Raw genomic sequence first — 23,824 nt, forward strand, 5'->3', positions numbered from 1 at the left:
GCAAATTATCTTTCTTCTTTTGTGAAGATTCCGCGTTCTACAAGACTGTCCATGAGGAAGTAGAACTTCTCTTGGTGGATATGGTGTTCTTCAGATTTAAAGATATTCACCAAACGAAGACCTGATTTGTCAGTGATATTAATTTTAACACCTGTAAGCTCTTTATTGATGATAATTTTCAGTTGGAAACCTTCACCACTGTTAGGAACTTTTTCAAGTAAACGAGTCAGTTCGTAGTTTCCTACTTTTGTTTCAAAGAAAGTATTGTCTTTTAGTGTAAACTTTTTGACAGATGGACTAAGTGTATAGTCGTAGCGGCAGTTTTGTAGTTTAATGGTTTTTTCGAATGCCATTAGGTTAATCTCCAATAATATTTTTTAAGGTTTGTGCCAGTTGTTTCAGTTCTTTCTCGGTATTAAGAGGAGAAAGACTGATACGGACAGACTCTTTTAAACGATGGGAATCGGGCCCATAGAAAGCTTCGAGTACATGACTGGTCTGCACAATACCAGCAGTACAGGCTGAACCAGTTGAAATTGAAATTCCTTCAAGGTCTAATCGGAGCAAGAGCAAATCATTTTTTTGACCAGGGAAACCGATATTGAAAACATAAGGCAGTTGTTCTTGACCTTCATTAAGATAATAGTCCAAATCTTCAATCTCTTCTAGAAAAGCAGTTTTTAATCCCTCTAGTTTTTGGTAATGCTCGGCTTGATGATCCAAGTCTTCTTTGAGAGCAGCAACCATGCCTACAATGGCAGCGAGATTTTCTGTTCCAGCCCGTTTCTTTTGTTCTTGGTCTCCACCGTGAAGGTAGGAATCAAAGTCCGCGGAAGATGCATAAAGAAAGCCGATTCCTTTTGGTCCATGGAACTTGTGAGCAGAAGCACTGAGGAAATCAATTCCTAATTCTTCTGGATGGATAGGGATTTTTCCGATAGCTTGAACAGCATCAACATGATAAGCAGTAGGATGGTCTTTTAAAACCTGTCCAATCTCAGCGATAGGTAAGAGACCACCCGTCTCATTATTAGCATACATAGTTGAAACGAGAATGGTATCGTCACGTAAAGCTTCTTGAATCTGCCCCGCTGTAATCTCTTGATTTACTGGTTGGATGATGGTAGCTTCAAAGCCAAAATGTTGAACAAGATAATCGATAGTTTCAAGGACAGAATGGTGCTCAATAGCTGTCGTGATGATATGTTTTCCTCTTTCTTGATGGCGGAGACAATAGCCGATAATAGCTGTATTGTTACTTTCTGTCCCTCCAGATGTGAAAAAGATATGTTGGGGCTTGGTTCCTAGTAAGTGAGCTAACTCCTGACGGGCTTCACGGAGCAGTTTGCCAGCATGGCGACCATGACCGTGAATACTTGAAGGATTCCCATGGGTTTCCTGCATGACCTTGGTCATTTCTGCGAGAGCTACTGTTGACATTGGAGTAGTAGCAGCATTGTCTAAATAAATCAAAGAATCACCTTATTCCTTTTTATTATATGCAAAGAGTGGGCTAACTGGTTTTCTTTCGTGGATACGGACGATGGCATCACCAATCAATTCGCTAGCGGTGATATAACATACATTTTCTGGAGTTCTTTCTTTGGTTGCTACAGAGTCTGTCACAAGGATTTCTTTAATGTTAGTCGCGTCTAGAAGTTCAGCAGCTCCTTCTACAAATAGTCCGTGACTAGATACGGCATAGATCTCAGTAGCACCTCCGCGTTCGACGATTTTTGCTGCTTCTGAAAAAGTACGTCCAGTATTTAGGATATCATCAATCAAGATGGCCTTCTTGCCTTCAACATCACCGATGATATAGCCTTGGCTACGCTCTGAATCGTCTTGAGCATAGTCAATGATCGCGATTGGGGCATCTAAATATTCAGCTAAGCTACGGGCACGTTTGACACCAGAGTTTTTTGGACTAACAACAACGACATCTGATCCCAGCAACCCTTTATCGCTGTAGTGTTTAGCAAAGAGAGGAATTGTATAGAGGTTATCTACTGGAATGTCAAAGAAACCTTGAACCTGAACAGCGTGGAGGTCAAGCGTTAGAACACGACTTACACCGGCCTTGACAAGCATATTTGCAACCAGTTTTGCAGTGAGGGGTTCGCGAGAAGAAGCGATACGATCCTGACGAGCATAACCAAAGTAAGGAAGGACAACGTTTATACTATGAGCACTTGCACGTACACAAGCATCAACCATGATTAACAACTCCATCAAGTGGTTGCTAACAGGGTAGCTGGTTGATTGGATGATGTAGACATCGTAACCACGGACACTTTCTTCAATGTTGACCTGGATTTCACCATCAGAAAATTGGCGAGAAGATAATTTTCCGAGAGGTACCCCAACTGTTTCCGCGATTTTTTGTGCAATTTCATGATTGGAATTAAGTGCAAAAAGTTTCATGTTGTTTCTATCTGACATTATAGACCGTCCTCTGTAAACTCTAAATATTTTATCTCCATTATTCTACCAAAAAATGGAGATTATTTCAGCATTTTTTCATGCTTTTAATAAAACGAATTAATTTTGAAGGAGCTTTTTGGTAAGTGATACCATTTTCTGAAAGAAATTGCTGAAAATCTCGTTTTCCTTTCTCGTGATCAGTGACTTCTAGCTCCAGTTCGTAGTCTGTATGATCAAAGTAGTGACTTTCATCTAGTGCCATTAGACCAATCGACGTTTCCATTTCGTAACGAATAGTTGCAAGACAACCCAGAACAAACCAGTCATGACTTTCAATGCCAATCTCAGCAAGTTTCTCCATAACCATCCCTTGAGGTAGGATCTGTTTTTCTAAATATTGTTCAGCTTCTGGAAGAGTCATTTTTTGATTGTATTCCATATTGCCAATAGTTTGAGGAACTTTCAAGGTCAACTCCGCCCAATCTGAAAAGGTGCGAATGCGCATGGCAAGCTTTTTTTCACGCAATTGGAAATCAGGTGTATCAATGTAGTAGTTTTTCTGTAGGACGGGTTGGATATGGGAAAACTGTTCTTTTAGATGATCATATTCCTCTTTTTTCAGTAGTGTTTTCAGTTCAATTTCTAAATGTTTCATTTTTCTAACCTTTTTTTTATCTTTGAAAGCGATTTATGGTATAATGGACAATGTATTTATTGTATATGATTGTAGTGAAAAAATCAAAAATTTTCAACAACACAATCACATACCAAAAGGGAGAAAATATGACCTTAGAATGGGAAGAATTTTTAGATCCTTACATTCAAGCTGTTGGTGAATTGAAGATTAAACTTCGTGGGATTCGCAAACAGTTTCGTAAACAAAACAAGCACTCTCCGATTGAGTTTGTTACTGGACGGGTGAAGCCGATTGAAAGTATTAAGGAAAAAATGAATCGCAGAGGGATTGGCTACGATACTTTGGAACATGACTTACAGGATATCGCGGGTTTGCGGGTCATGGTGCAGTTCGTCGATGATGTTCAGGAAGTTGTTGCGATTTTACGCAAACGCCATGATATGAGAGTAGTACAGGAACGTGACTACATCACGCATCGGAAGGCTTCGGGCTATCGCTCCTATCATGTGGTGGTAGAGTATACAGTTGACACCATCAGTGGTGTTAAGACGATTCTGGCTGAAATTCAAATCCGGACTTTAGCCATGAATTTTTGGGCTACGATTGAGCATTCGCTCAATTATAAGTATCAGGGGGATTTCCCAGAGGAGATCAAGAAACGCTTGGAGATTACAGCTAGAATTTCCCATCAATTGGATGAAGAAATGGGGAAAATTCGTGATGATATTCAGGAAGCACAGGCGCTCTTTGATCCTTTGAGTAGAAAACTAAACGACGGTGTAGGAAATAGTGACGATACAGATGAAGAATACAGGTAAACGAATTGATCTGATTGCAAATAGAAAACCGCAGAGTCAAAAGGTTTTGTATGAGCTGAAAGACCAGTTGAAAAAACATCATTTTATACTCAACGACACCAATCCTGACATCGTCATATCAATTGGTGGGGATGGGATGCTTTTGTCTGCATTTCACAAGTACGAGAATCAGTTAGATAAAGTTCGATTTATTGGCGTACATACAGGACATTTAGGATTTTATACGGATTATCGTGACTTTGAGTTGGACCAGTTGGTTACCAATCTCCAACTGGATACTGGTGCCAAGGTTTCCTATCCTGTTTTGAATGTCAAGGTGACACTTGAAAACGGAGAAGTTAAGACCTTCCGTGCATTAAACGAAGCCAGCATCCGCAGGTCTGATCGCACCATGGTTGCGGATATCATTATTAACCACGTTCCATTTGAACGTTTTCGTGGAGATGGTGTGACTGTTTCAACCCCGACCGGAAGCACTGCCTATAACAAGTCCTTGGGTGGAGCTGTCTTGCATCCTACTATTGAGGCCTTGCAGTTGACAGAGATAGCAAGTCTTAACAACCGAGTCTATCGAACACTTGGTTCTTCGATAATCGTTCCGAAGAAAGATAAAATTGAGCTTTTACCGACTCGTAATGACTATCACACGTTATCGGTTGACAATAGCATCTATTCTTTCCGAAATATAGAACGGATTGAGTACCAAATCGACCATCACAAGATACACTTCGTAGCGACGCCAAGTCACACTAGTTTCTGGAATCGTGTCAAAGATGCCTTCATCGGCGAGGTGGATGAATGAGGTTCGAATTTATCGCAGATGACCACGTCAAAGTCAAAACTTTCCTCAAGAAACATGAGGTTTCCAAGGGACTTTTGGCTAAGATTAAGTTTCGAGGCGGTGCTATTCTGGTCAATGATCAACCTCAAAATGCGACTTATCTCTTAGATGTTGGAGACCGCGTTGCCATTGATATTCCAGCTGAGGAAGGCTTTGAAACTCTTGAAGCCATTGATCGTCCTCTAGATATCTTGTATGAGGATGACCATTTTCTGGTTTTGAATAAGCCTTATGGAGTTGCTTCCATCCCCAGTGTCAATCATTCCAATACCATTGCAAATTTCATCAAGGGCTACTATGTCAAGCGGGAATATGAAAACCAGCAGGTTCATATCGTGACTAGGCTTGATAGAGATACATCTGGTTTGATGCTCTTTGCCAAGCACGGCTATGCCCATGCACGTTTAGACAAGCAACTGCAACGAAAGTCTATCGAAAAAAGGTATTTTGCACTGGTTAAAGGAGATGGTGCCTTGGAGCCAGAAGGGGAGATTATTGCCCCGATTGCGCGTGATGTGGACTCCATTATCACGAGACGAGTTGCCAAAGGTGGGAAATACGCCCATACATCTTACAAAGTTGTGGCTTCTTATGGGAATATTCACCTAGCCGATATTCGCCTGCATACTGGTCGAACTCATCAGATCCGAGTGCATTTTTCTCACATCGGCTTTCCTTTGTTGGGAGATGATCTCTATGGTGGCAGCCTAGAAGATGGTATTCAACGCCAGGCTCTGCATTGCCATTTCTTATCCTTTTATCATCCCTTCTTAGGGCGTCAGCTGGAGCTGGAAAGCCCTTTGCCAGATGATTTTAACAATCTTATTATTCAGTTATCAACTAATACTCTTTAAAATCTATTTTGAGTATAATTAATTATCTTAAAGGAGAAACTCATGGAAGTTTTTGAAAGTCTAAAAGCCAGTTTAGTTGGCAAAAATGCTCGTATTGTTCTACCTGAAGGGGAAGAACCACGTATCCTTCAAGCAACGAAACGCTTGGTAAAAGAAACAGAAGTTGTTCCCGTTTTGCTCGGAAACCCTGCAAAAATTAAAATTTATCTTGAAATCGAAGGGATCATGGATGGTTATGAAGTGATTGATCCACATCATTATCCTCAATTTGAAGACATGGTGGTTGCACTCGTAGAACGTCGTAAAGGAAAAATGTCGGAAGAAGAAGCACGTCAGGTCTTACTAGAAGATGTCAACTACTTTGGTGTTATGCTTGTCTATATGGGCTTGGTAGATGGAATGGTATCAGGTGCTATTCACTCAACAGCTTCAACAGTTCGTCCAGCTCTTCAAATTATCAAAACGCGTCCAAATGTAACTCGTACTTCAGGAGCTTTTCTTATGGTGCGTGGTACAGAACGTTACTTGTTTGGTGACTGTGCCCTTAATATTAATCCTGATGCAGAAGCTTTGGCTGAAATTGCTATTAACTCAGCAATTACTGCCAAAATGTTTGGGATTCAACCCAAAATCGCTATGCTAAGCTATTCTACAAAAGGTTCTGGTTTTGGTGATAGTGTTGATAAGGTGGTTGAAGCAACTAAATTAGCACACGATCTACGTCCAGACCTTGAGATTGATGGGGAATTGCAATTTGACGCAGCTTTCGTCCCAGAAACAGCAGCACTAAAAGCTCCAGGTAGCAATGTAGCAGGTCAAGCAAATGTCTTCATCTTCCCAGGTATCGAAGCAGGAAATATCGGCTACAAAATAGCTGAACGTCTAGGTGGTTTTGCAGCTATCGGTCCCGTTCTACAAGGATTGAATAAACCAGTCAACGACCTATCACGTGGATGTAACCCAGATGATGTTTACAAATTAACGCTCATCACAGCAGCTCAAGCAATCAATCAATAAGAAATGGAGTCTCTTCTACTAAAGGAAGAGGCTTTTTTAGCACAAAGAAAAGGACAGTTAGAAGCTTCTATGTTATACTAGATATATGTTAGATTTGAAAGAATACGGTGTTGACATGTGGCCGGAGGAGAAGATTTCCTCTTTCCGTGAGAAACTCCTCAACTGGTACGATGAAAACAAACGGGATTTACCATGGCGTAGAAGTAAAAATCCTTATCATATCTGGGTTTCTGAAATTATGCTTCAACAGACTAGAGTAGACACAGTTATTCCCTACTATGAACGATTCTTGGACTGGTTTCCAACTGCTGAAAGTCTGGCGAATGCGCCTGAAGAGCGTTTGCTAAAAGCATGGGAGGGGCTGGGCTATTATTCTAGAGTGCGTAATATGCAGGTTGCGGCCCAGCAGATTATGACTGACTTTGGTGGTCAATTTCCAAACACCTGTGAAGGAATTTCTAGTTTAAAAGGGATTGGTCCTTATACTGCGGGAGCAATTTCCAGTATCGCTTTTAATTTACCTGAGCCCGCGGTCGATGGCAATGTTATGCGGGTTTTGGCACGTTTATTTGAGGTTAATCATGATATAGGAGTTCCCAGCAATCGAAAGATTTTTCAGGCTATGATGGAAATCTTGATTGATCCAGAACGGCCAGGTGACTTTAACCAAGCTCTGATGGATTTAGGCTCTGACATAGAGGCTCCAGTTAATCCTCGACCAGAAGAAAGCCCTGTTAAGGAATTTAGCGCAGCCTATCAGAATGGAACTATGGATTCTTATCCAATTAAAGAACCCAAGAAAAAGCCTCTCCCAATCTATCTCAAGGCTTTGGTTGTGCGCAATAATCAAGATCAATATCTACTCGAGAAAAACGAAAGTGAGAAACTGCTAGCTGGTTTTTGGCATTTCCCCTTGATAGAAGTAGAGGAGTTTTCACAGGAAGAGGAACAGCTGAATCTGTTTGCTCAGGTCGCTGAAAAAAGCGTTACTTTCGGTCCAACACCCCAAGAAAGTTTTGAGCAAGATTATGATTTAGAAGTTGATTGGTCTTATCAAGTATTTGATCAAGTCAAGCATGTATTTAGTCATCGTAAATGGCATATTCAAATCCTAGCGGGTCAGGTAACAGATTCGAAACAGTTTGATGACAGAGAAATTCGCTGGATCTCCCCTCAGGAATTTTCTGATTATCCATTTGCTAAACCTCAACAAAAGATTTGGCAGGCTTATAAAACAGTTCTTGAAGATGAAGGCTGGAATTAGCCATTTGTGCCTTCTTTACATTTTTTTGTTATAATAGATAGAGAAAAGGTGAACATATGAAAAAAATATTAGTTGTAGATGATGAGAAACCAATCTCAGATATTATTAAGTTCAATATGACCAAGGAAGGCTATGAGGTTGTAACAGCCTTTAACGGCAGAGAAGCCATCGAGCTATTTGAGGCGGAGCAACCTGATATTATTATTCTAGATTTGATGCTTCCTGAGATCGATGGTTTAGAAGTTGCTAAGACCATTCGTAAGACTAGCAGTGTGCCTATCATTATGCTCTCGGCTAAGGATAGTGAGTTTGACAAGGTTATCGGTTTAGAACTTGGGGCAGATGATTATGTCACAAAGCCCTTCTCAAACCGTGAATTGCAAGCGCGTGTGAAGGCCTTGCTCCGTCGTACAGACCTCGCTTCAGTGGATAGTCAAGAAACTGATGAAAAGAAATCCCAACCCCTACAGATTGGCGATTTGGAAATCGTTCCAGATGCTTATGTAGCTAAGAAATATGGTGAGGAATTAGATTTGACCCACCGTGAATTTGAACTTTTGTACCACTTGGCCTCTCATATTGGTCAAGTTATTACGCGTGAGCACTTGCTTGAAACTGTCTGGGGTTATGACTATTTTGGTGATGTTCGTACAGTGGACGTGACCATCCGACGTTTGCGTGAAAAAATCGAAGACACTCCAAGCCGTCCAGAATACATCCTAACACGTCGTGGTGTGGGTTACTATATGAGAAATAATGATTGAAGATATTAGACAAACGATTCTGACCAGTGATTTTATCTTTATCCTGATTTTACTTGGCTTTATCTTGGTGGTAACCTTGTTGTTACTGGAAAATCGTCGGGATAATATTCGTCTAAAGCAGATTAATCAAAAGGTCAAGGATTTGATTGCAGGGGATTATTCTCGAGTTTTGGATATGCAAGGAAGCTCTGAAATCACCAACATCACCAATAACCTCAATGATTTGTCTGAGGTCATTCGTTTAACACAGGAAAATCTGGAGCAAGAAACAAAAAGGCTTAACAGTATTCTTTCTTATATGACAGATGGAGTTCTTGCAACCAATCGCCGTGGTCAAATTACCATGATTAACGATATGGCCAAGAAACAGCTGGGTGTCGTAAAAGAAGAAGCATTGAACAAAAGCATCCTAGAATTGCTTAAGATAGAGGATGAATATGAACTGCGTGACCTCATTACACAGATTCCTGAATTGATGATTGATTCCCAAAATGCTAATGGAGAATATCTTAGTCTTCGTGTGCGTTTTGCACTCATTCGTCGTGAGTCTGGATTCATCTCTGGTTTGGTTGCCGTTTTGCACGATACGACTGAACAGGAGAAGGAAGAGCGTGAGCGGAGACTCTTTGTTTCTAACGTCAGCCATGAGTTGCGGACACCTTTGACTAGTGTTAAGTCCTATCTTGAAGCCTTGGACGAGGGAGCCTTGTATGATCCTGTAGCCCCTGATTTTATCAAGGTTTCGCTCGATGAAACCAACCGTATGATGCGGATGGTGACAGATCTCTTGCATCTCTCTCGTATTGATAATGCGACCACTCAATTGGATGTGGAATTGATTAATTTTACAGCCTTCATTACCTTTATCCTCAACCGCTTTGATAAGATGAGAAGCCAGGATGACGAGAAAAAATATGAACTTGTTAGAGATTACCCTATTAATTCAGTTTGGATCGAGATCGATACTGATAAGATGACTCAGGTGATTGATAATATTCTCAACAATGCCATCAAGTACTCACCAGATGGTGGGAAAATCACTGTCAGCATGAAAACCACTGATGACCAGATGATTTTATCCATCAAAGACCAAGGTCTAGGTATTCCAAAGCAAGATTTGCCGAAGATTTTCGACCGCTTTTACCGTGTGGATCGTGCAAGAAGTCGTGCCCAAGGTGGAACTGGTCTAGGTCTGGCTATTGCCAAGGAAATTATCAAACAACATAATGGCTTTATTTGGGCCAAAAGTGAATACGGTAAGGGGTCAACCTTTACCATCGTGCTCCCTTATGATAAGGATGCCGTAAAAGAAGAAATATGGGAGGACGAAATAGAAGACTAGAATGAGTGAAGAAGGCTTTAAATACAGTATTTTAGCATCAGGTTCCAGTGGAAATTCCTTTTATCTGGAAACCCCAAAAAAGAAAATTTTAGTGGATGCAGGCTTGTCTGGTAAGAAAATTACCAGCCTCTTGAGTGAAATCAATCGTAAACCTGAAGATCTGGATGCGATTTTGATTACGCATGAGCACTCAGACCATATCCACGGAGTCGGTGTCTTGGCTCGTAAATATGGCATGGATCTTTACGCCAATGAAAAGACCTGGCAGGCTATGGAAAATAGTAAGTATCTCGGTAAGGTAGACTCTTCGCAGAAGCATATCTTTGAAATGGGCAAAACCAAAACCTTTGGCGATATCGACATTGAGAGTTTTGGAGTTAGCCATGATGCGGCAGCACCCCAGTTTTACCGCTTTATGAAAGACGACAAGAGCTTCGTCATGTTGACCGATACAGGTTATGTCAGTGACCGTATGGTTGGAATAGTCGAAAATGCAGACGGTTATCTCATCGAGTCCAACCACGACGTAGAAATCTTGCGAGCAGGATCTTACGCTTGGCGTCTCAAACAGCGAATTCTATCGGATCTCGGTCACCTCTCTAACGAAGACGGTGCTGAGGCCATGATTCGTACAATGGGAAATCGAACAAAGAAAATCTATCTTGGGCATTTGTCCAAAGAGAACAATATTAAGGAGCTGGCTCATATGACTATGGTCAACCAGCTAGCCCAAGCGGATCTGGGAGTCGGAGTAGACTTTAAAGTTTACGATACCTCTCCCGATACCGCAACACCACTGACAGATATATAAAAAGGGACGCCGAGAGGTGTTCCTTTTATATTTTTTAAGATTTAAGTTGTTTTCAAAGAAATATAATACTTTTTGATTTTCTTTTTGTTATAATAAAAAGAGTAGAAATAAAATTTATCAACAAAAATAGGAAGTTGCAATGAAAGTAAAAAATATAAAACTTAAAAATTTTAGATGCTTTGAAGAGTTAGATATTGTTCTTAATGAAAGATGTAATGTTATTGTAGGAGTTAATGGTGCAGGAAAATCCACAATTTTAGATGCTTTAGCAATTTCTATTGGAACTTATTTTGCTAAAATACCAACTGCTTACTCTCTCCCAATTCAAAAAGAAGATATTTTAAGAAAATCATTTTTAACTGGAAGTATCATTAGTACGGAGTATCAATTTCCTGTTGTTATATCTACAAAAGGGATTGTTTGTGATGAGCATATAGAATGGGAACGTGAAATAAATGGCTTAAAAAATAAGACAACAGTAAAAAATGCTAGTAGTCTAATTAAGATTGGTCATACACAACAGCAAAATATTCAGAATGGAAATACAGATACTATTCTTCCAATAATTGCATATTATGATACTGGTAGACTATACAAAAAAAAGAATAATAGAAGTTCTAAGGAAGGAACAAAAAAAAGTTCAAGACTAGATGGGTATACAGATGCGTTATCTTCAGGAACTAATGAAAAACAATTATTACGTTGGTTTGAGGATATGACGTTAATAAAAATTCAAGAAGATCGTGAAATTCCAGAATTAAAAATGGTTAAAACTGCTATAGAAAAATGTTTTGAAATTGGAAACAAGGATGTTACAGATGTATCTATAAATTATTCTGTGAAATCGAAAGATATCGAAGTATCATATCGTAAAAACAATGAGATTGAAAAATTACCGCTACACATGTTTAGTGATGGAATTCGAATCACTTTAACAATGGTTGCAGATATTGCTACTCGAATGGCAAAATTGAATCCACAACTACTTGATAATGTATTAGAAACTCCAGGAGTAATTTTAATAGATGAAATAGATATGCACTTACATCCATCATGGCAGAGTAAGATTATTACTAGTTTATTAGAAACTTTTACTAATGTTCAAATTATTACAACAACTCATTCACCTATTGTTATTTCTAATATAAAATCAGAATATTTAAGGATATTAAAAAATAACGAAATCATGAATCCACCTATTAACTATAATAGAGAATTGGATGACATAGTTAATAACATTATGGAGACTGACTATAGACCGGAAGAGGTTAGAAATTTAATTAACCAAATTAATCAAAACATTGATAATGAAGACTTAGAAGAAGCAAAAGAACTGTTAGACAATCTAAAAAATATACTTGGAGAGACAGATTCAGAAGTTGTATCAGCTAGAAATTCTATAGAGTTAGAGGAATTTTTTAAGGAGTTGGAATGATTCATATCTTGAAAAATCGTGAACCCCGATCTTTTACTACGTACCGATTGACTCAAGATGCTAGCTACGCTAACATTCCTAGTACTGTAAAAAATGATCTAAAAAAAAGTTTATTAAAAGAACAAGGGGAGCTATGTGCTTATTGTATGTCTAGGATTAGTTTAGAGAAAATGAAAATAGAGCATTTTTTTCCTCAATCTAAATTTCAAAGTAAGGCCTTAGAATACTCAAACTTATTAGCAGTTTGTCGTGGATATGAAGGACAATGTTTACAAGATCAGACTTGTGATACAAAAAAATCAAATCAAATAATTACTATAGATCCCTTAAATCTAGCTCATGTAAATAATATTACTTATTCTCGTGATGGGACTATTAATTCTAATTCTTATCAGGATGATTTGGATGAAATTTTAAATCTAAATTTATTTAAACTAAAAAATAATAGAAAAAATGCATTAAGTAGTTTTCAAAAAGAACTTTGTAAGCAGAAAGATAATAAAAAAATTCCAAAAGAAACTTTTCTAAAATTACTTAAAGAGTATGAGGAGCGTGAAATAAAGCAGGAGTATGATGGAATAATAATAAATTATTTAAAAAAGAAATTAGAATTAATATAATATTCCTATCTTTATGACTTATTATTGATTGTCGTAAAACCCTGTTTTAAAAACGCAATTTTGATTATACAAAAACCACTCGAAGAGTGGTTTTTTACAATCCAGCAAATTCTTTGATTTCTTGTGCTGACATTGAAGAGTCGCAACGGACATTGATTTGACCATCTGCAACGTGGACAAAACCTGGTACAGTTGGAATTCCATAACGTGAACGGAAATCTTGTAAGGCTTCCAATTGGCTAGGTTCTTCACTGTTGATGAAGTAGATGTGTGCTTTGGTTTCAGCTACGACACCTGCCAATGTGCCAGCAAATTTACGGCAGTAAGGGCAAGTTTTGCGACCGATGAAGAAGGTTGCTGTTTCTTTTTTATCAAGTGCTTCTTGCGCGCGCGAAACTGTAGTCACTTCAAGGGCTTTAATATCTTCTAAAAACTGATTCATAAGAATACCTCTCTTTTTTGATAAAACTAGTATGCCATAAAGTTTCTAAAATTGCTTAGATTTGATACGAAAAAAAGATGAGAGGGGTTCGTCTCATCTTTTATCTTGCTTATTTAACGAAGGCATTGATTTCTGCTTCGATGTTTGCAATCTTAGTTTGTGAATCTTCGTTGCTTTCACCCACAACGGCAATGTAGAATTTGATCTTAGGTTCTGTACCAGAAGGGCGAACTGCAATCCAAGAACCATCCGCAAGAGTGTATTTCAATACATCACTTGGAGGAGTTGTCAAGGCTGTTACAGTACCGTCAGCAGCAGTAGCAGTTTGAGCCTTGAAGTCTTCTACAACAGTGATAGCTGTTGCGTTCCATTCTTTTGGAGCATTGTTACGGAACTTAGCCATAATCGCTTTGATTTGTTCAGCTCCATCAACCCCTGAGAGAGTTACAGAGATAGTCTTTTCAGCGTAGTAACCATACTCCTTGTAGATTTCTTCGATACCATCAGCAAGTGTCAAACCGCGTGAACGGTAGTAGGCAGCAAGCTCAGCAACGACAAGAACGGCTTGGATGGCGTCTTTATCACGTACGAATGGTTTGATCAAGTAACCAAAGCTTTCTTCAAATCCCATCATGTAAGTGTGATTGTGTTTTTCTTCAAATTCTTGGATTTTCTCTGCGATGAATTTGAAACCAGTCAAGACGTTGAACATGGTTGCGCCGTAGCTTTCAGCAATCTTCGTTACCAAGTCAGTTGATACGATAGACTTGCAGAGGGCTGCATTTGCAGGAAGTGTTCCAGCGTTTTTATGGGCTTCCAAGATGTATTTAGCCATGATGGCACCGATTTGGTTACCTGAAAGGTTGAGGTAGCTACCATCTTTTTGAAGAACTTCGACACCGACACGGTCAGCGTCAGGGTCAGTTGCGACAAGCACATCAGCACCAACTTGACGACCAAGTTCTTCAGCAAGGGCAAAGGCTGCTTGGCTTTCTGGGTTTGGAGATTTTACAGTTGAGAAGTCTGGGTCAGCAGTTGCTTGCGCTTCCACGACTTGAACTGAGTCAAATCCTGCTTGAGCAAGAGCGCGACGAGCCAACATTTCACCAGTACCATGAAGTGGTGTGTAGACAATCTTCATGTCTTTACCAAATTCTTCGATCAAGGCTGGGTTGATGTTAACATCTTTGACTTCTTTAAGGTATTCTACATCGACAGCTTCACCAATGACTTCAATCAGGCCAGAAGTTTTTTCAGCTTCCACATCAGCAACTTCAACTGCGAATGGATTTTCGATTCCACGGATATAAGTAGTCAAAGCGTCCGCGTCATGTGGAGGCATCTGTCCACCATCTTCACCGTAAACCTTGTAACCATTAAATGGAGCTGGGTTGTGGCTAGCAGTGATCATAATACCTGCGAAACAGTTGAGGTGACGAACTGCAAATGAAAGTTCTGGAGTTGGACGGAGGCTTTCAAATACGTAAGATTTGATACCATGTTTTGCAAGAACTGCAGCAGATTCAAAGGCAAATTCTGGAGAGAAGTGGCGACTATCGTAGGCAATTGCCACACCGCGTTCTTTTTCATTTCCACCTTTTGACTCAATCAAACGAGCCAAACCTTCAGTTGCTTGACGAACAACATAGATATTGATGCGGTTTGTACCAGCTCCGATCAATCCACGCATACCAGCAGTACCAAATTCAAGATTGGTATAGAAGGCATCTTCCTTTGTTTTTTCATCCATATTTTCCAAATCTCGACGAAGGTAGTCTGGAAGGTCAGCAAAATCGACCCATTTTTGATAATTTTCTTGGTAAGTCATAAAGTGTCTCCTTTTTTGTAAATTCTTTTAATCGCTTTCATTATATCACGATTTATCATTTTAGTAAAACGTTAGCATAACTTTCTGAAAAAGCTTGAAATGAAATGGATTCTATAGTCTTGAACCCCTTAGGGAAACATGCTATACTACCTATATGATTATTTTACAAGCTAATAAAATTGAACGTTCATTTGCAGGAGAGGTTCTTTTTGATAATATCAATCTGCAAGTAGATGAACGAGATCGGATTGCCCTCGTTGGGAGAAATGGAGCGGGTAAGTCTACTCTTTTGAAGATTTTGGTTGGAGAAGAGGAGCCAACTAGTGGGGAAATCAATAAGAAAAAAGATATTTCTCTGTCTTATCTAGCCCAAGATAGCCGATTTGAGTCTGAGAATACCATCTACGATGAAATGCTCCATGTCTTTGATGATTTGCGTCGGACTGAGGAACAACTTCGTCAGATGGAACTGGAGATGGGTGAAAAGTCTGGCGCTGAATTGGATAAACTGATGGCGGATTATGATCGTTTGTCAGAGAATTTTCGTCAGGCTGGTGGCTTTACCTACGAAGCTGATATTCGAGCGATTTTGAATGGATTTAAGTTTGATGAGACTATGTGGCAGATGAAAATTGCTGAGCTTTCTGGTGGTCAAAATACTCGTCTGGCTCTAGCAAAAATGCTCCTTGAAAAGCCTAATCTCTTGGTTTTGGACGAGCCAACCAACCACTTGGATATTGAAACCATAGCCTGGTTGGAAAATTACTTGATAAACTATAGCGGTGCGCTCATTATTGTCAGCCACGACCGTTACTTTTTGGACAAGGTTGCGACGGTTACACTGGATTTGACCAAGCATTCTTTGGATCGTTATGTGGGCAATTATTCTCGTTTTGTTGAGTTAAAGGAGCAAAAGCTAGCTACTGAGGCAAAAAACTATGAAAAGCAACAGAAGGAAATCGCGGCTCTAGAAGACTTTGTCAATCGAAATCTAGTCCGAGCTTCAACGACCAAACGTGCTCAATCTCGCCGTAAACAACTGGAAAAAATGGAGCGTTTGGAAAAGCCTGAAGCTGGCAAGAAATCAGCCAATATGACTTTCCAGTCTGAAAAAACGTCGGGAAATGTTGTTTTGACTGTTGAAAATGCAGCCATTGGCTATGATGGGGAAATACTCTCAGAGCCTATCAACCTAGACCTTCGTAAGATGAACGCTGTTGCGATCGTTGGTCCAAATGGTATTGGTAAATCAACCTTTATCAAGTCTATTGTGGACCATATCCCTTTTATCAAGGGAGAGAAGCGTTTTGGTGCCAATGTTGAGGTTGGATACTATGATCAGACTCAAAGTAAGCTAACACCAAGCAATACTGTACTCGATGAACTCTGGAATGATTTTAAACTGACACCTGAAGTTGAAATCCGTAACCGTCTTGGTGCCTTCCTTTTCTCAGGAGATGATGTTAAAAAGTCAGTCGGGATGCTGTCTGGTGGTGAAAGAGCTCGTTTACTGCTTGCCAAACTTTCAATGGAAAACAACAATTTCTTGATTCTTGACGAGCCAACCAACCATTTGGATATTGATAGCAAGGAAGTTTTGGAAAATGCCCTGATTGACTTTGATGGAACCCTTCTTTTCGTCAGTCACGACCGTTATTTCATCAACCGTGTAGCCACTCATGTTTTGGAATTGTCCGAGAATGGTTCGACCCTCTATCTAGGAGATTATGACTACTATGTTGAGAAGAAAGCAGAAGTAGAAGCAAGCCAGACAGAGGAAGCTTCAATGAGTAATCAAGCAAAAGAAGCAAGTCCAGCTAATGACTACCAGGCACAAAAAGAAAGTCAAAAAGAAGCCCGCAAGCTCATGCGTCAAATCGAGAGTTTGGAAGCTGAAATCGAAGAGCTAGAAACTCAAAGTCAAGCCATTTCTGAACAAATGCTGGAAACCAACGATGCTGAAAAGCTCATGGAATTGCAGGCTGAACTGGACAAAATTAGCCATCGTCAGGAAGAAGCTATGCTTGAGTGGGAAGAATTATCGGAGCAGGTGTAAGAAATGGAACATCTTGGAAAGGTATTTCGTGAATTTCGAACAAGTGGGAAATACTCCTTAAAAGAGGCGGCAGGTGAATCATGTTCAACCTCTCAATTATCTCGCTTCGAGCTTGGAGAGTCTGATCTAGCAGTTTCCCGTTTCTTTGAGATTTTGGACAATATTCATGTGACTATTGAAAATTTCATGGACAAGGCTAGGGATTTTCAAAATCATGAACATATTGCCTTAATGGCACAGATTATTCCGCTTTACTACTCAAATGATATTGCAGGTTTTCAAAAGCTTCAAAAGGAACAGCTTGAGAAAGCAAAGAGTTCGACCAATCCCCTCTATTTTGAGCTGAATTGGATTCTGCTACAAGGTCTGATTTGTCAAAGAGATGCTCATTACACGATGAGTCAGAGTGATTTGGAAAAGGTAGCAGATTATCTTTTTCAAACAGAAGAATGGACCATGTATGAGTTGATTCTTTTTGGAAATCTCTATACTTTCTACAATGTGGACTATGTGGCTCGGATTGGCAGAGAAGTTATGGAGCGAGAAGACTACTACAAGGAAATTGGTCGGCATCGTAAACTTGTTTTGATTTTAGCTCTTAACTGTTACCAGCATTGTTTGGAGAACCGTTCCTTTGCGGATGCGGACTATTTTGAGGGCTATGTGGAGAAGTTGATTGGAAATGGTATCAAGCTTTATGAGCGCAATATCTTCCACTATCTCAAAGGTTTCGCTCTCTACCAGAGAGACTTGAAAGAAGAAGGTTGTAGTCAGATGCAGGGAGCCATGCATATTTTTGATGTGCTTGGACTTCCAGAGCAAGTGGCCTATTATCAGGAACATTATGAAAAATTTGTAAATCCTTAAATTTCCCAAATAAGGGAAAATCGAAGGGACTCCTTTCAGTTTTGATACAATAGTTTCAAAATTTGAGAGGAGCTTTTTATATGAATCGACATGCAATCCAGTTGATTAGTCGTGGTGCTATTAATAAGATAGGAAATATGCTCTATGATTATGGAAACAGTGTTTGGTTGGCATCAATGGGGACGATAGGACAGACTGTTCTTGGGATTTATCAAATTTCTGAACTCGTCACATCGATTCTAGTCAATCCCTTTGGCGGAGTCGTTTCAGACCGTTTTTCTCGTCGTAAGATTTTAATGGCGGCAGACCTTGTTTGTGGGATTCTTTGTCTGGCTATTTCTTTTATAAGGAATGACAGCTGGATGATTGGTGCTTTGATTGGGGCTAATATTGTGCAGGCGATTGCCTTTGCATTTTCTAGACCAGCAAATAAGGCCATTATAACTGAGGTTGTAGAGAAAGACGAGATTGTGGCCTATAATGCTCGCTTAGAGCTCGTTTTGCAGGTTGTAGGTGTTAGCTCCCCTGTACTTTCTTTCCTCGTTTTACAATTTGCCAGTCTCCATATGACGCTCGTTTTAGATGCCATTAGTTTTTTCATCGCATTTACATTAGTAGCTTTTCTCCCCAAAAAAGAGACTCAGGAACAAGAGAAAAAGACTTTCAGCTGGAAAAATATTTTTGCTGATATGAAAGAAGGAATTGGCTATATCTGGCGCCAGCAAGAGATCTTTTTCCTTTTGTTAGTAGCTTCTAGTGTTAATTTCTTTTTTGCAGCCTTTGAATTTCTCCTCCCCTTTTCAAATCGACTTTACGGCGTAGAAGGAGCCTATGCAAGCATTTTGACTATGGGGGCAATTGGTTCCTTTATTGGAGCTCTTCTTGCTAGTAAAATAAAGGCAAGTGTTTATAATCTTTTGATTCTATTGGCCTTGACTGGAGTTGGAGTTTTTATGATGGGGTTACCGTTGCCAACTTTTCTTTCCTTTTCTGGAAATTTAGTTTGTGAACTATTTATGACAATGTTTAATATTCATTTTTTTACTCAGGTTCAAACCAAGGTTGAAAGTGAATATTTGGGCAGGGTATTGAGTACTATTTTTACTTTAGCTATTCTCTTTATGCCGATTGCAAAAGGCTTTATGACAGTGCTACCAAGTGTACATCTTTCTTCTTTCCTGATAATTGGAAGCGGGGTCGTTATCCTGTCTTGTCTATCCCTTGTTTACGTACGAAGTCGTTTCGAAAAAGAGTCATAACCTCACTATCTTTAGAAAATATTTCAATACTAACCATTTTTCAGTCCTTCTCTATTGTGAGGAGGGCTTGATTTGTGGTAAAATGGTTTTATGAATGAAAGAATGAATGAGTTAGTTGCCTTGCTCAACCGCTATGCGACCGAGTACTATACGAGTGATAATCCCTCGGTGTCAGATAGCGAGTATGATCGCCTCTACCGAGAGTTGGTCGAGTTGGAAGCTACCTATCCAGATCAAGTTTTAGCGGACAGTCCGACCCATCGTGTTGGTGGTAAGGTTTTAGATGGTTTTGAAAAATACAGTCATCAGTATCCTCTTTATAGTTTGCAGGATGCTTTTTCACGTGAAGAGTTAGAAGCTTTTGATGCGCGTGTTCGTAAGGAGTTAGCCCATCCCACTTATATCTGTGAGCTGAAAATCGATGGTTTGTCTATCTCACTTACGTATGAAAAGGGGATTTTTGTCGTTGGGGCGACACGTGGAGATGGTTCTATTGGTGAGAATATCACAGAAAACCTCAAGCGTGTCAAGGACATTCCTTTGACCTTGCCAGAAGAACTTGATATTACCGTTCGTGGGGAGTGTTACATGCCACGCGCTTCTTTTGACCAGGTCAACCAAGCTCGCCAAGAAAATGGAGAGCCTGAATTTGCCAATCCTCGTAATGCAGCAGCAGGAACCCTCCGTCAGTTGGATACGGCAGTAGTAGCTAAGCGCAACCTTGCGACTTTTCTCTATCAAGAAGCTAGCCCTTCTACTCGTGATAGTCAAGAAAAGGTCTTGAAGCATCTTGAACAGCTTGGCTTTGTGGTTAATCCTAAACGAATTCTGGCTGAAAACATAGATGAGATATGGGAGTTCATTCAAGAAGTAGGACAAGAACGGGAGAAACTACCTTACGATATCGATGGAGTGGTCATCAAGGTCAATGACCTAGCTGGTCAAGAAGAACTTGGTTTTACAGTTAAAGCGCCTAAGTGGGCAGTAGCTTACAAATTTCCTGCTGAGGAAAAAGAAGCTCAACTGCTCTCAGTTGACTGGACAGTAGGTCGTACGGGTGTTGTGACCCCGACTGCCAATCTAACACCTGTTCAGCTTGCTGGCACAACTGTAAGTCGTGCAACTCTTCACAACGTAGATTATATTGCTGAAAAAGATATCCGCAAAGATGATACGGTTATCGTCTATAAGGCTGGAGACATTATTCCTGCTGTTTTGCGTGTGGTAGAGTCTAAGCGGATTTCTGAAGAAAAACTAGATATTCCGACTAACTGTCCAAGTTGTGATAGTAAATTGCTTCATTTTGAAGATGAAGTAGCTCTTCGTTGTATCAATCCTCGCTGTCCTGCTCAAATCATGGAAGGTTTGATTCACTTTGCCTCTCGAGATGCCATGAATATTACAGGACTTGGTCCTTCCATAGTTGAGAAACTCTTCGCTGCCAATCTAGTCAAGGATGTGGCAGATATTTACCGTTTGAAAGAAGATGATTTCCTCCTTTTGGAAGCTGTCAAGGAAAAGTCTGCTTCTAAACTATATCAGGCCATTCAAGCATCTAAGGAAAACTCTGCTGAAAAGCTCTTGTTTGGTCTGGGAATTCGCCATGTTGGAAGCAAGGCTAGTCAGCTCTTGCTCCAACACTTCCACTCTATTGAAAATCTAGCCCAAGCAGACCCAGAGGAAGTGGCAAGTATCGAGAGCTTGGGTAGTGTGATTGCTCAAAGTCTTCAGACTTATTTTGCTACAGAAGGATCGAAGATTCTCTTAGATGAGTTGAAAGAAGCTGGAGTCAATCTGGACTACAAAGGACAGACAGTAGTAGCAGATGCGGCCTTGTCAGGTTTGACCGTTGTACTCACGGGGAAATTGGAACGTCTCAAACGCTCAGAAGCAAAAAGTAAACTCGAAAGTCTAGGTGCCAAAGTAACAGGCAGTGTATCTAAGAAAACGAATCTTGTCGTAGCAGGAGCAGATGCAGGAAGCAAACTCCAAAAAGCTCAAGAACTTGGTATCGAAGTTCGAGACGAAGCTTGGTTGGAAAGTATGTAATGATAGTAGAAAACTAGGTGTCAGATAATCTGAAACTGTCTCTCCTGATGTGTTTTGAAATGGTTAAAATCTGTTGTCCATCGTGATGAAATGCCAACTGAATCCATCAACACCAAATAAAATTAAAATAGAAATTAGAAATTAGGAAAAAACATGTACAATTATCCCGTTCTACTCCATTTTCATAGAAAAAATGGAGATTATACAGCTTGCTCATTTAGCACAGACCGAGATGAAAACAAAAGCTCTTTAACTTCAGAGACCACTTATTTTGGTCTTCAGTTTTCTTTTACCGTGACCAGTCAGGAAAAGGTGGATAGTTTCACCTTCAAAGCCGAGATAGATGGTGTATTAAAAGAATATCTTGTACGTTTTAACTACTATCCCTTGCTGACAGAAGCATGGATTTTAGAGGGAGACGAGACTGTGTATTATTCAGAAAATCCAGCTATTGCTAGTCCATATTATAAGGATCAGAATCCATTTGCCTTTGATAAAGCCATCCATAGCGCAAGCTTTGATCATCACTGGGGATATCAGGGAGACTTGGGCTGCCAAGGATCTGATTCCCAGACCAGTTTTAAACTCTGGGCTCCAACAGCTACAGCTGTTCAGGTGGTTGTCTATGAAAACACTAGTAACGATGCACCGATTTGGAAAACCTTTAATCTAGAGCGTGGTAATAGCTATTCATACAGCCATAAGTACAATACCATTGGTGTGTGGAGTGTAGACTTGGATGAAAATCTTGCTGGTAAGGCTTATCAGTATCAAATTGAATTTCCTCACCACCAGACTTTGACGAGAGATCCTTACACGATTGCCACAAGTCCTGACGGAAAACGTTCCGTAATTCTTTCTCATCAAGACAGACAAGTAGAAGGATTCAAAGTCAAACATGGGACAGAAGCTCCATGGCGTTTGGAGAATCCATGTAAAGCAGTTATCTGTGAAATGCATATTCGTGATTTTACCAAATCGCCTACATCTGGTGTTCCTGAAGAACTCCGCGGAACCTTCTTGGGTGCTGCTCAGACTGGAACGGTTAACCAATACGGCCAAGCAACCGCCTTTGACTATATTAAAGAACTTGGTTGCAACTATGTTCAACTTCAACCGATCTTTGATCGACACAAGGAATATGACGAGGAGGGAAATGTAACCTATAACTGGGGTTATGACCCTCAAAACTATAATGCGCCAGAAACAAGTTTCTCTAGTAATCCAGATGATCCCGGACAAGTTATTCGAGACCTCAAGACCATGATTCAGGCTTATCATGATGCGGGAATCGGTGTCATTATGGATGTGGTTTATAACCATACCTTCTCAACAGTGGACGCTCCATTCCAGACAACTGTTCCCGATTATTTCTATCGTATGAATCGTGATGGAACTTTTCAAAACGGTACGGGGGTAGGAAATGAAACTGCAAGTGAACATGAGATGTTCCGCAAGTATATGATTGATTCCATTCTCTATTGGGTGAAAGAATACAATATTGACGGTTTCCGTTTCGACTTGATGGGCATTCATGATGTCAAAACTATGCAGGCAATTCGTTGGGCACTGGATGAGGTTGATCCGCGTATTCTCACTTATGGAGAAGGCTGGGATATGGGAACAGGTCTTGCTCCTTATGACAAGGCTAAGAAGGATAACGCCCACCAGATGCCAAATATAGGTTTCTTCAACGATAATCAGCGTGATGCGATCAAAGGAGGAGAAGTTTATGGAGCAATCAAATCAGGATTTGTGAGTGGTGCTGCTACAGAACCAATCGTCGCCAAGGCTATTCTTGGTAGCCGAGAGTTGGGATCTTATCTCAGTCCAAACCAGGTTCTCAACTATGTTGAAGCTCATGACAATTACAATCTTCATGACTTGCTAGCAACCCTTCATCCTGATAAGAGTTCCGACCAGATTATGCGCAAGGTTGAGACAGCGACAGCTATGAATCTTCTCATGCAAGGTATGTCCTTTATGGAACTTGGTCAAGAGTTTGGACGAACTAAGTTGATTCCAACTGGTGAACATGGAGAACTAACTCCTGCAGACCGAGAACGTGCTATGAATAGCTATAATGCTCCGGACAGTGTTAACCAAGTCAACTGGGATCTGATCAATGAACGCCAAGACAGTATCGAGTTTATTCGTCAGATTATCCGCCTAAAAACGCAAATCTGTGCCTTCTCTTATCCAACATATGAAGAAATTTACCGTCATGTCTTTGTCCACACGGCTGCTGAAAATAGTGGCTGGATTGTTTACGAGATTCACGGTGGATCAGAACATCTATTAGTGGTATTTAATGCTAAGGGAACCTCCTTCTACTTTGAAAATGCAGGTAAGCTTGAAATGTTCCTTACCAACAGTCGTTCAAAACAAGAAAATGTTATTGATGATATTAGTGTCGCAGTTTTAAAAGTGCTCTCATAAATTAATGTAGTAAAAAGGGTTAGATTATCTAATCCTTTTTGTCATTTATGAGGTTTT

Annotated in this window: 21 protein-coding genes; 15 read left to right on the top strand and 6 right to left on the bottom strand. The window is 40.0% G+C overall.

Annotated elements, in window-relative coordinates:
- Positions 1–5: 5 nt before the first annotated feature.
- The 4 genes from HT680_RS03350 to HT680_RS03365 all read right to left on the bottom strand — a co-directional run bounded on the left by HT680_RS03350 (position 6) and on the right by HT680_RS03365 (position 3,079).
- Positions 6–353, bottom strand: a complete 348-nt coding sequence (locus HT680_RS03350; protein WP_000863521.1) for a DUF1831 domain-containing protein — start codon at positions 351–353, stop codon at positions 6–8.
- 4 nt (positions 354–357) lie between these two features.
- Positions 358–1,473, bottom strand: a complete 1,116-nt coding sequence (locus HT680_RS03355) for a cysteine desulfurase family protein (RefSeq protein ID WP_173258236.1) — start codon at positions 1,471–1,473, stop codon at positions 358–360.
- A gap of 9 nt (positions 1,474–1,482) precedes the next feature.
- Complete coding sequence (locus HT680_RS03360; RefSeq protein WP_173258238.1) at positions 1,483–2,442, bottom strand: ribose-phosphate diphosphokinase; 960 nt, start codon at positions 2,440–2,442, stop codon at positions 1,483–1,485.
- Positions 2,443–2,509: 67 nt separating this feature from the next.
- On the bottom strand, positions 2,510–3,079 hold the full coding sequence (locus tag HT680_RS03365; RefSeq protein ID WP_173258240.1) for a CYTH domain-containing protein: 570 nt from the start codon (positions 3,077–3,079) through the stop codon (positions 2,510–2,512).
- Between the two features lie 128 nt (positions 3,080–3,207).
- On the opposite strand from HT680_RS03365, the gene HT680_RS03370 reads away from it, so the two are divergent.
- The 10 genes from HT680_RS03370 to HT680_RS03415 all read left to right on the top strand — a co-directional run bounded on the left by HT680_RS03370 (position 3,208) and on the right by HT680_RS03415 (position 12,827).
- Positions 3,208–3,879 (top strand): GTP pyrophosphokinase family protein, encoded by a 672-nt coding sequence (locus tag HT680_RS03370; RefSeq protein WP_173258243.1) that lies wholly within the window; start codon positions 3,208–3,210, stop codon positions 3,877–3,879.
- Positions 3,863–4,681 (top strand): NAD kinase, encoded by an 819-nt coding sequence (locus HT680_RS03375; RefSeq protein WP_084975455.1) that lies wholly within the window; start codon positions 3,863–3,865, stop codon positions 4,679–4,681. Before HT680_RS03370 ends, HT680_RS03375 begins: the two co-directional genes overlap by 17 nt.
- Positions 4,678–5,574, top strand: a complete 897-nt coding sequence (locus tag HT680_RS03380; protein WP_084975453.1) for an RluA family pseudouridine synthase — start codon at positions 4,678–4,680, stop codon at positions 5,572–5,574. Before HT680_RS03375 ends, HT680_RS03380 begins: the two co-directional genes overlap by 4 nt.
- A gap of 42 nt (positions 5,575–5,616) precedes the next feature.
- The gene (gene pta, locus HT680_RS03385; RefSeq protein WP_000451592.1) at positions 5,617–6,591 is read left to right on the top strand and encodes a phosphate acetyltransferase; all 975 of its coding nucleotides are present in this window, start codon (positions 5,617–5,619) and stop codon (positions 6,589–6,591) included.
- Positions 6,592–6,676: 85 nt separating this feature from the next.
- Entirely contained in the window at positions 6,677–7,855 is a 1,179-nt protein-coding gene (gene mutY / locus HT680_RS03390; RefSeq protein ID WP_173258245.1) for an A/G-specific adenine glycosylase, read from the top strand.
- A 56-nt stretch (positions 7,856–7,911) separates the two neighbouring features.
- Positions 7,912–8,619 carry a response regulator YycF gene (gene yycF, locus HT680_RS03395; protein ID WP_000723165.1) on the top strand — a complete coding sequence of 236 codons (708 nt, stop codon included), beginning with the start codon at positions 7,912–7,914 and terminating at the stop codon, positions 8,617–8,619.
- Positions 8,612–9,961: a cell wall metabolism sensor histidine kinase VicK gene (gene vicK, locus HT680_RS03400; protein WP_173258247.1), complete on the top strand. Its 1,350-nt coding sequence runs from the start codon at positions 8,612–8,614 to the stop codon at positions 9,959–9,961. Before yycF ends, vicK begins: the two co-directional genes overlap by 8 nt.
- 1 nt (position 9,962) lies before the next feature.
- The gene (locus tag HT680_RS03405) at positions 9,963–10,772 is read left to right on the top strand and encodes an MBL fold metallo-hydrolase (protein ID WP_173258249.1); all 810 of its coding nucleotides are present in this window, start codon (positions 9,963–9,965) and stop codon (positions 10,770–10,772) included.
- A 139-nt stretch (positions 10,773–10,911) separates the two neighbouring features.
- A complete protein-coding gene (locus HT680_RS03410) occupies positions 10,912–12,207 on the top strand; it encodes an AAA family ATPase (RefSeq protein WP_173258251.1) in 1,296 nt (431 codons plus the stop codon).
- Positions 12,204–12,827 carry a retron system putative HNH endonuclease gene (locus HT680_RS03415; RefSeq protein ID WP_173258253.1) on the top strand — a complete coding sequence of 208 codons (624 nt, stop codon included), beginning with the start codon at positions 12,204–12,206 and terminating at the stop codon, positions 12,825–12,827. The genes HT680_RS03410 and HT680_RS03415 overlap by 4 nt, the downstream gene beginning before the upstream one ends.
- Positions 12,828–12,921: 94 nt before the next feature.
- On the opposite strand, the gene HT680_RS03420 is transcribed toward HT680_RS03415, so the two are convergent.
- Positions 12,922–13,269, bottom strand: a complete 348-nt coding sequence (locus HT680_RS03420; RefSeq protein ID WP_173258255.1) for a GxGYxYP domain-containing protein — start codon at positions 13,267–13,269, stop codon at positions 12,922–12,924.
- 109 nt (positions 13,270–13,378) lie between these two features.
- Positions 13,379–15,097: a phospho-sugar mutase gene (locus HT680_RS03425; RefSeq protein WP_173258257.1), complete on the bottom strand. Its 1,719-nt coding sequence runs from the start codon at positions 15,095–15,097 to the stop codon at positions 13,379–13,381.
- A gap of 154 nt (positions 15,098–15,251) precedes the next feature.
- On the opposite strand from HT680_RS03425, the gene HT680_RS03430 reads away from it, so the two are divergent.
- From HT680_RS03430 to pulA, 5 genes are all read left to right on the top strand, one after another.
- A complete protein-coding gene (locus HT680_RS03430; RefSeq protein ID WP_173258259.1) occupies positions 15,252–17,153 on the top strand; it encodes an ABC-F family ATP-binding cassette domain-containing protein in 1,902 nt (633 codons plus the stop codon).
- A gap of 3 nt (positions 17,154–17,156) precedes the next feature.
- Positions 17,157–18,020: a MutR family transcriptional regulator gene (locus HT680_RS03435; RefSeq protein ID WP_173258261.1), complete on the top strand. Its 864-nt coding sequence runs from the start codon at positions 17,157–17,159 to the stop codon at positions 18,018–18,020.
- A gap of 80 nt (positions 18,021–18,100) precedes the next feature.
- Positions 18,101–19,279, top strand: coding sequence for an MFS transporter (locus tag HT680_RS03440; RefSeq protein ID WP_173258263.1), 1,179 nt, complete (start codon positions 18,101–18,103; stop codon positions 19,277–19,279).
- A 90-nt stretch (positions 19,280–19,369) separates the two neighbouring features.
- The gene (gene ligA, locus HT680_RS03445) at positions 19,370–21,328 is read left to right on the top strand and encodes an NAD-dependent DNA ligase LigA (RefSeq protein ID WP_173258265.1); all 1,959 of its coding nucleotides are present in this window, start codon (positions 19,370–19,372) and stop codon (positions 21,326–21,328) included.
- Positions 21,329–21,481: 153 nt separating this feature from the next.
- Positions 21,482–23,767: a type I pullulanase gene (gene pulA, locus HT680_RS03450; RefSeq protein WP_173258267.1), complete on the top strand. Its 2,286-nt coding sequence runs from the start codon at positions 21,482–21,484 to the stop codon at positions 23,765–23,767.
- Positions 23,768–23,824: the final 57 nt, after the last annotated feature.

The sequence above is a fragment of the Streptococcus sp. 5905 genome (genome assembly GCF_013276505.1).
Lineage (GTDB): Bacteria > Bacillota > Bacilli > Lactobacillales > Streptococcaceae > Streptococcus.

What these genes read in the sequence shown, in the direction of transcription:
- HT680_RS03440 (WP_173258263.1), top strand. Translation starts at nt 18,101, where the DNA reads ATGAATCGACATGCAATCCAGTTGATTAGTCGTGGTGCTATTAATAAG.
- HT680_RS03370 (WP_173258243.1), top strand. Translation starts at nt 3,208, where the DNA reads ATGACCTTAGAATGGGAAGAATTTTTAGATCCTTACATTCAAGCTGTT.
- yycF (WP_000723165.1), top strand. Translation starts at nt 7,912, where the DNA reads ATGAAAAAAATATTAGTTGTAGATGATGAGAAACCAATCTCAGATATT.
- HT680_RS03430 (WP_173258259.1), top strand. Translation starts at nt 15,252, where the DNA reads ATGATTATTTTACAAGCTAATAAAATTGAACGTTCATTTGCAGGAGAG.
- HT680_RS03420 (WP_173258255.1), bottom strand. Translation starts at nt 13,269, where the DNA reads ATGAATCAGTTTTTAGAAGATATTAAAGCCCTTGAAGTGACTACAGTT.
- HT680_RS03405 (WP_173258249.1), top strand. Translation starts at nt 9,963, where the DNA reads ATGAGTGAAGAAGGCTTTAAATACAGTATTTTAGCATCAGGTTCCAGT.
- HT680_RS03425 (WP_173258257.1), bottom strand. Translation starts at nt 15,097, where the DNA reads ATGACTTACCAAGAAAATTATCAAAAATGGGTCGATTTTGCTGACCTT.
- HT680_RS03415 (WP_173258253.1), top strand. Translation starts at nt 12,204, where the DNA reads ATGATTCATATCTTGAAAAATCGTGAACCCCGATCTTTTACTACGTAC.
- pulA (WP_173258267.1), top strand. Translation starts at nt 21,482, where the DNA reads ATGTACAATTATCCCGTTCTACTCCATTTTCATAGAAAAAATGGAGAT.
- HT680_RS03375 (WP_084975455.1), top strand. Translation starts at nt 3,863, where the DNA reads ATGAAGAATACAGGTAAACGAATTGATCTGATTGCAAATAGAAAACCG.
- vicK (WP_173258247.1), top strand. Translation starts at nt 8,612, where the DNA reads ATGATTGAAGATATTAGACAAACGATTCTGACCAGTGATTTTATCTTT.
- ligA (WP_173258265.1), top strand. Translation starts at nt 19,370, where the DNA reads ATGAATGAAAGAATGAATGAGTTAGTTGCCTTGCTCAACCGCTATGCG.
- HT680_RS03365 (WP_173258240.1), bottom strand. Translation starts at nt 3,079, where the DNA reads ATGAAACATTTAGAAATTGAACTGAAAACACTACTGAAAAAAGAGGAA.
- mutY (WP_173258245.1), top strand. Translation starts at nt 6,677, where the DNA reads ATGTTAGATTTGAAAGAATACGGTGTTGACATGTGGCCGGAGGAGAAG.
- HT680_RS03410 (WP_173258251.1), top strand. Translation starts at nt 10,912, where the DNA reads ATGAAAGTAAAAAATATAAAACTTAAAAATTTTAGATGCTTTGAAGAG.
- HT680_RS03435 (WP_173258261.1), top strand. Translation starts at nt 17,157, where the DNA reads ATGGAACATCTTGGAAAGGTATTTCGTGAATTTCGAACAAGTGGGAAA.
- HT680_RS03380 (WP_084975453.1), top strand. Translation starts at nt 4,678, where the DNA reads ATGAGGTTCGAATTTATCGCAGATGACCACGTCAAAGTCAAAACTTTC.
- HT680_RS03350 (WP_000863521.1), bottom strand. Translation starts at nt 353, where the DNA reads ATGGCATTCGAAAAAACCATTAAACTACAAAACTGCCGCTACGACTAT.
- pta (WP_000451592.1), top strand. Translation starts at nt 5,617, where the DNA reads ATGGAAGTTTTTGAAAGTCTAAAAGCCAGTTTAGTTGGCAAAAATGCT.
- HT680_RS03360 (WP_173258238.1), bottom strand. Translation starts at nt 2,442, where the DNA reads ATGTCAGATAGAAACAACATGAAACTTTTTGCACTTAATTCCAATCAT.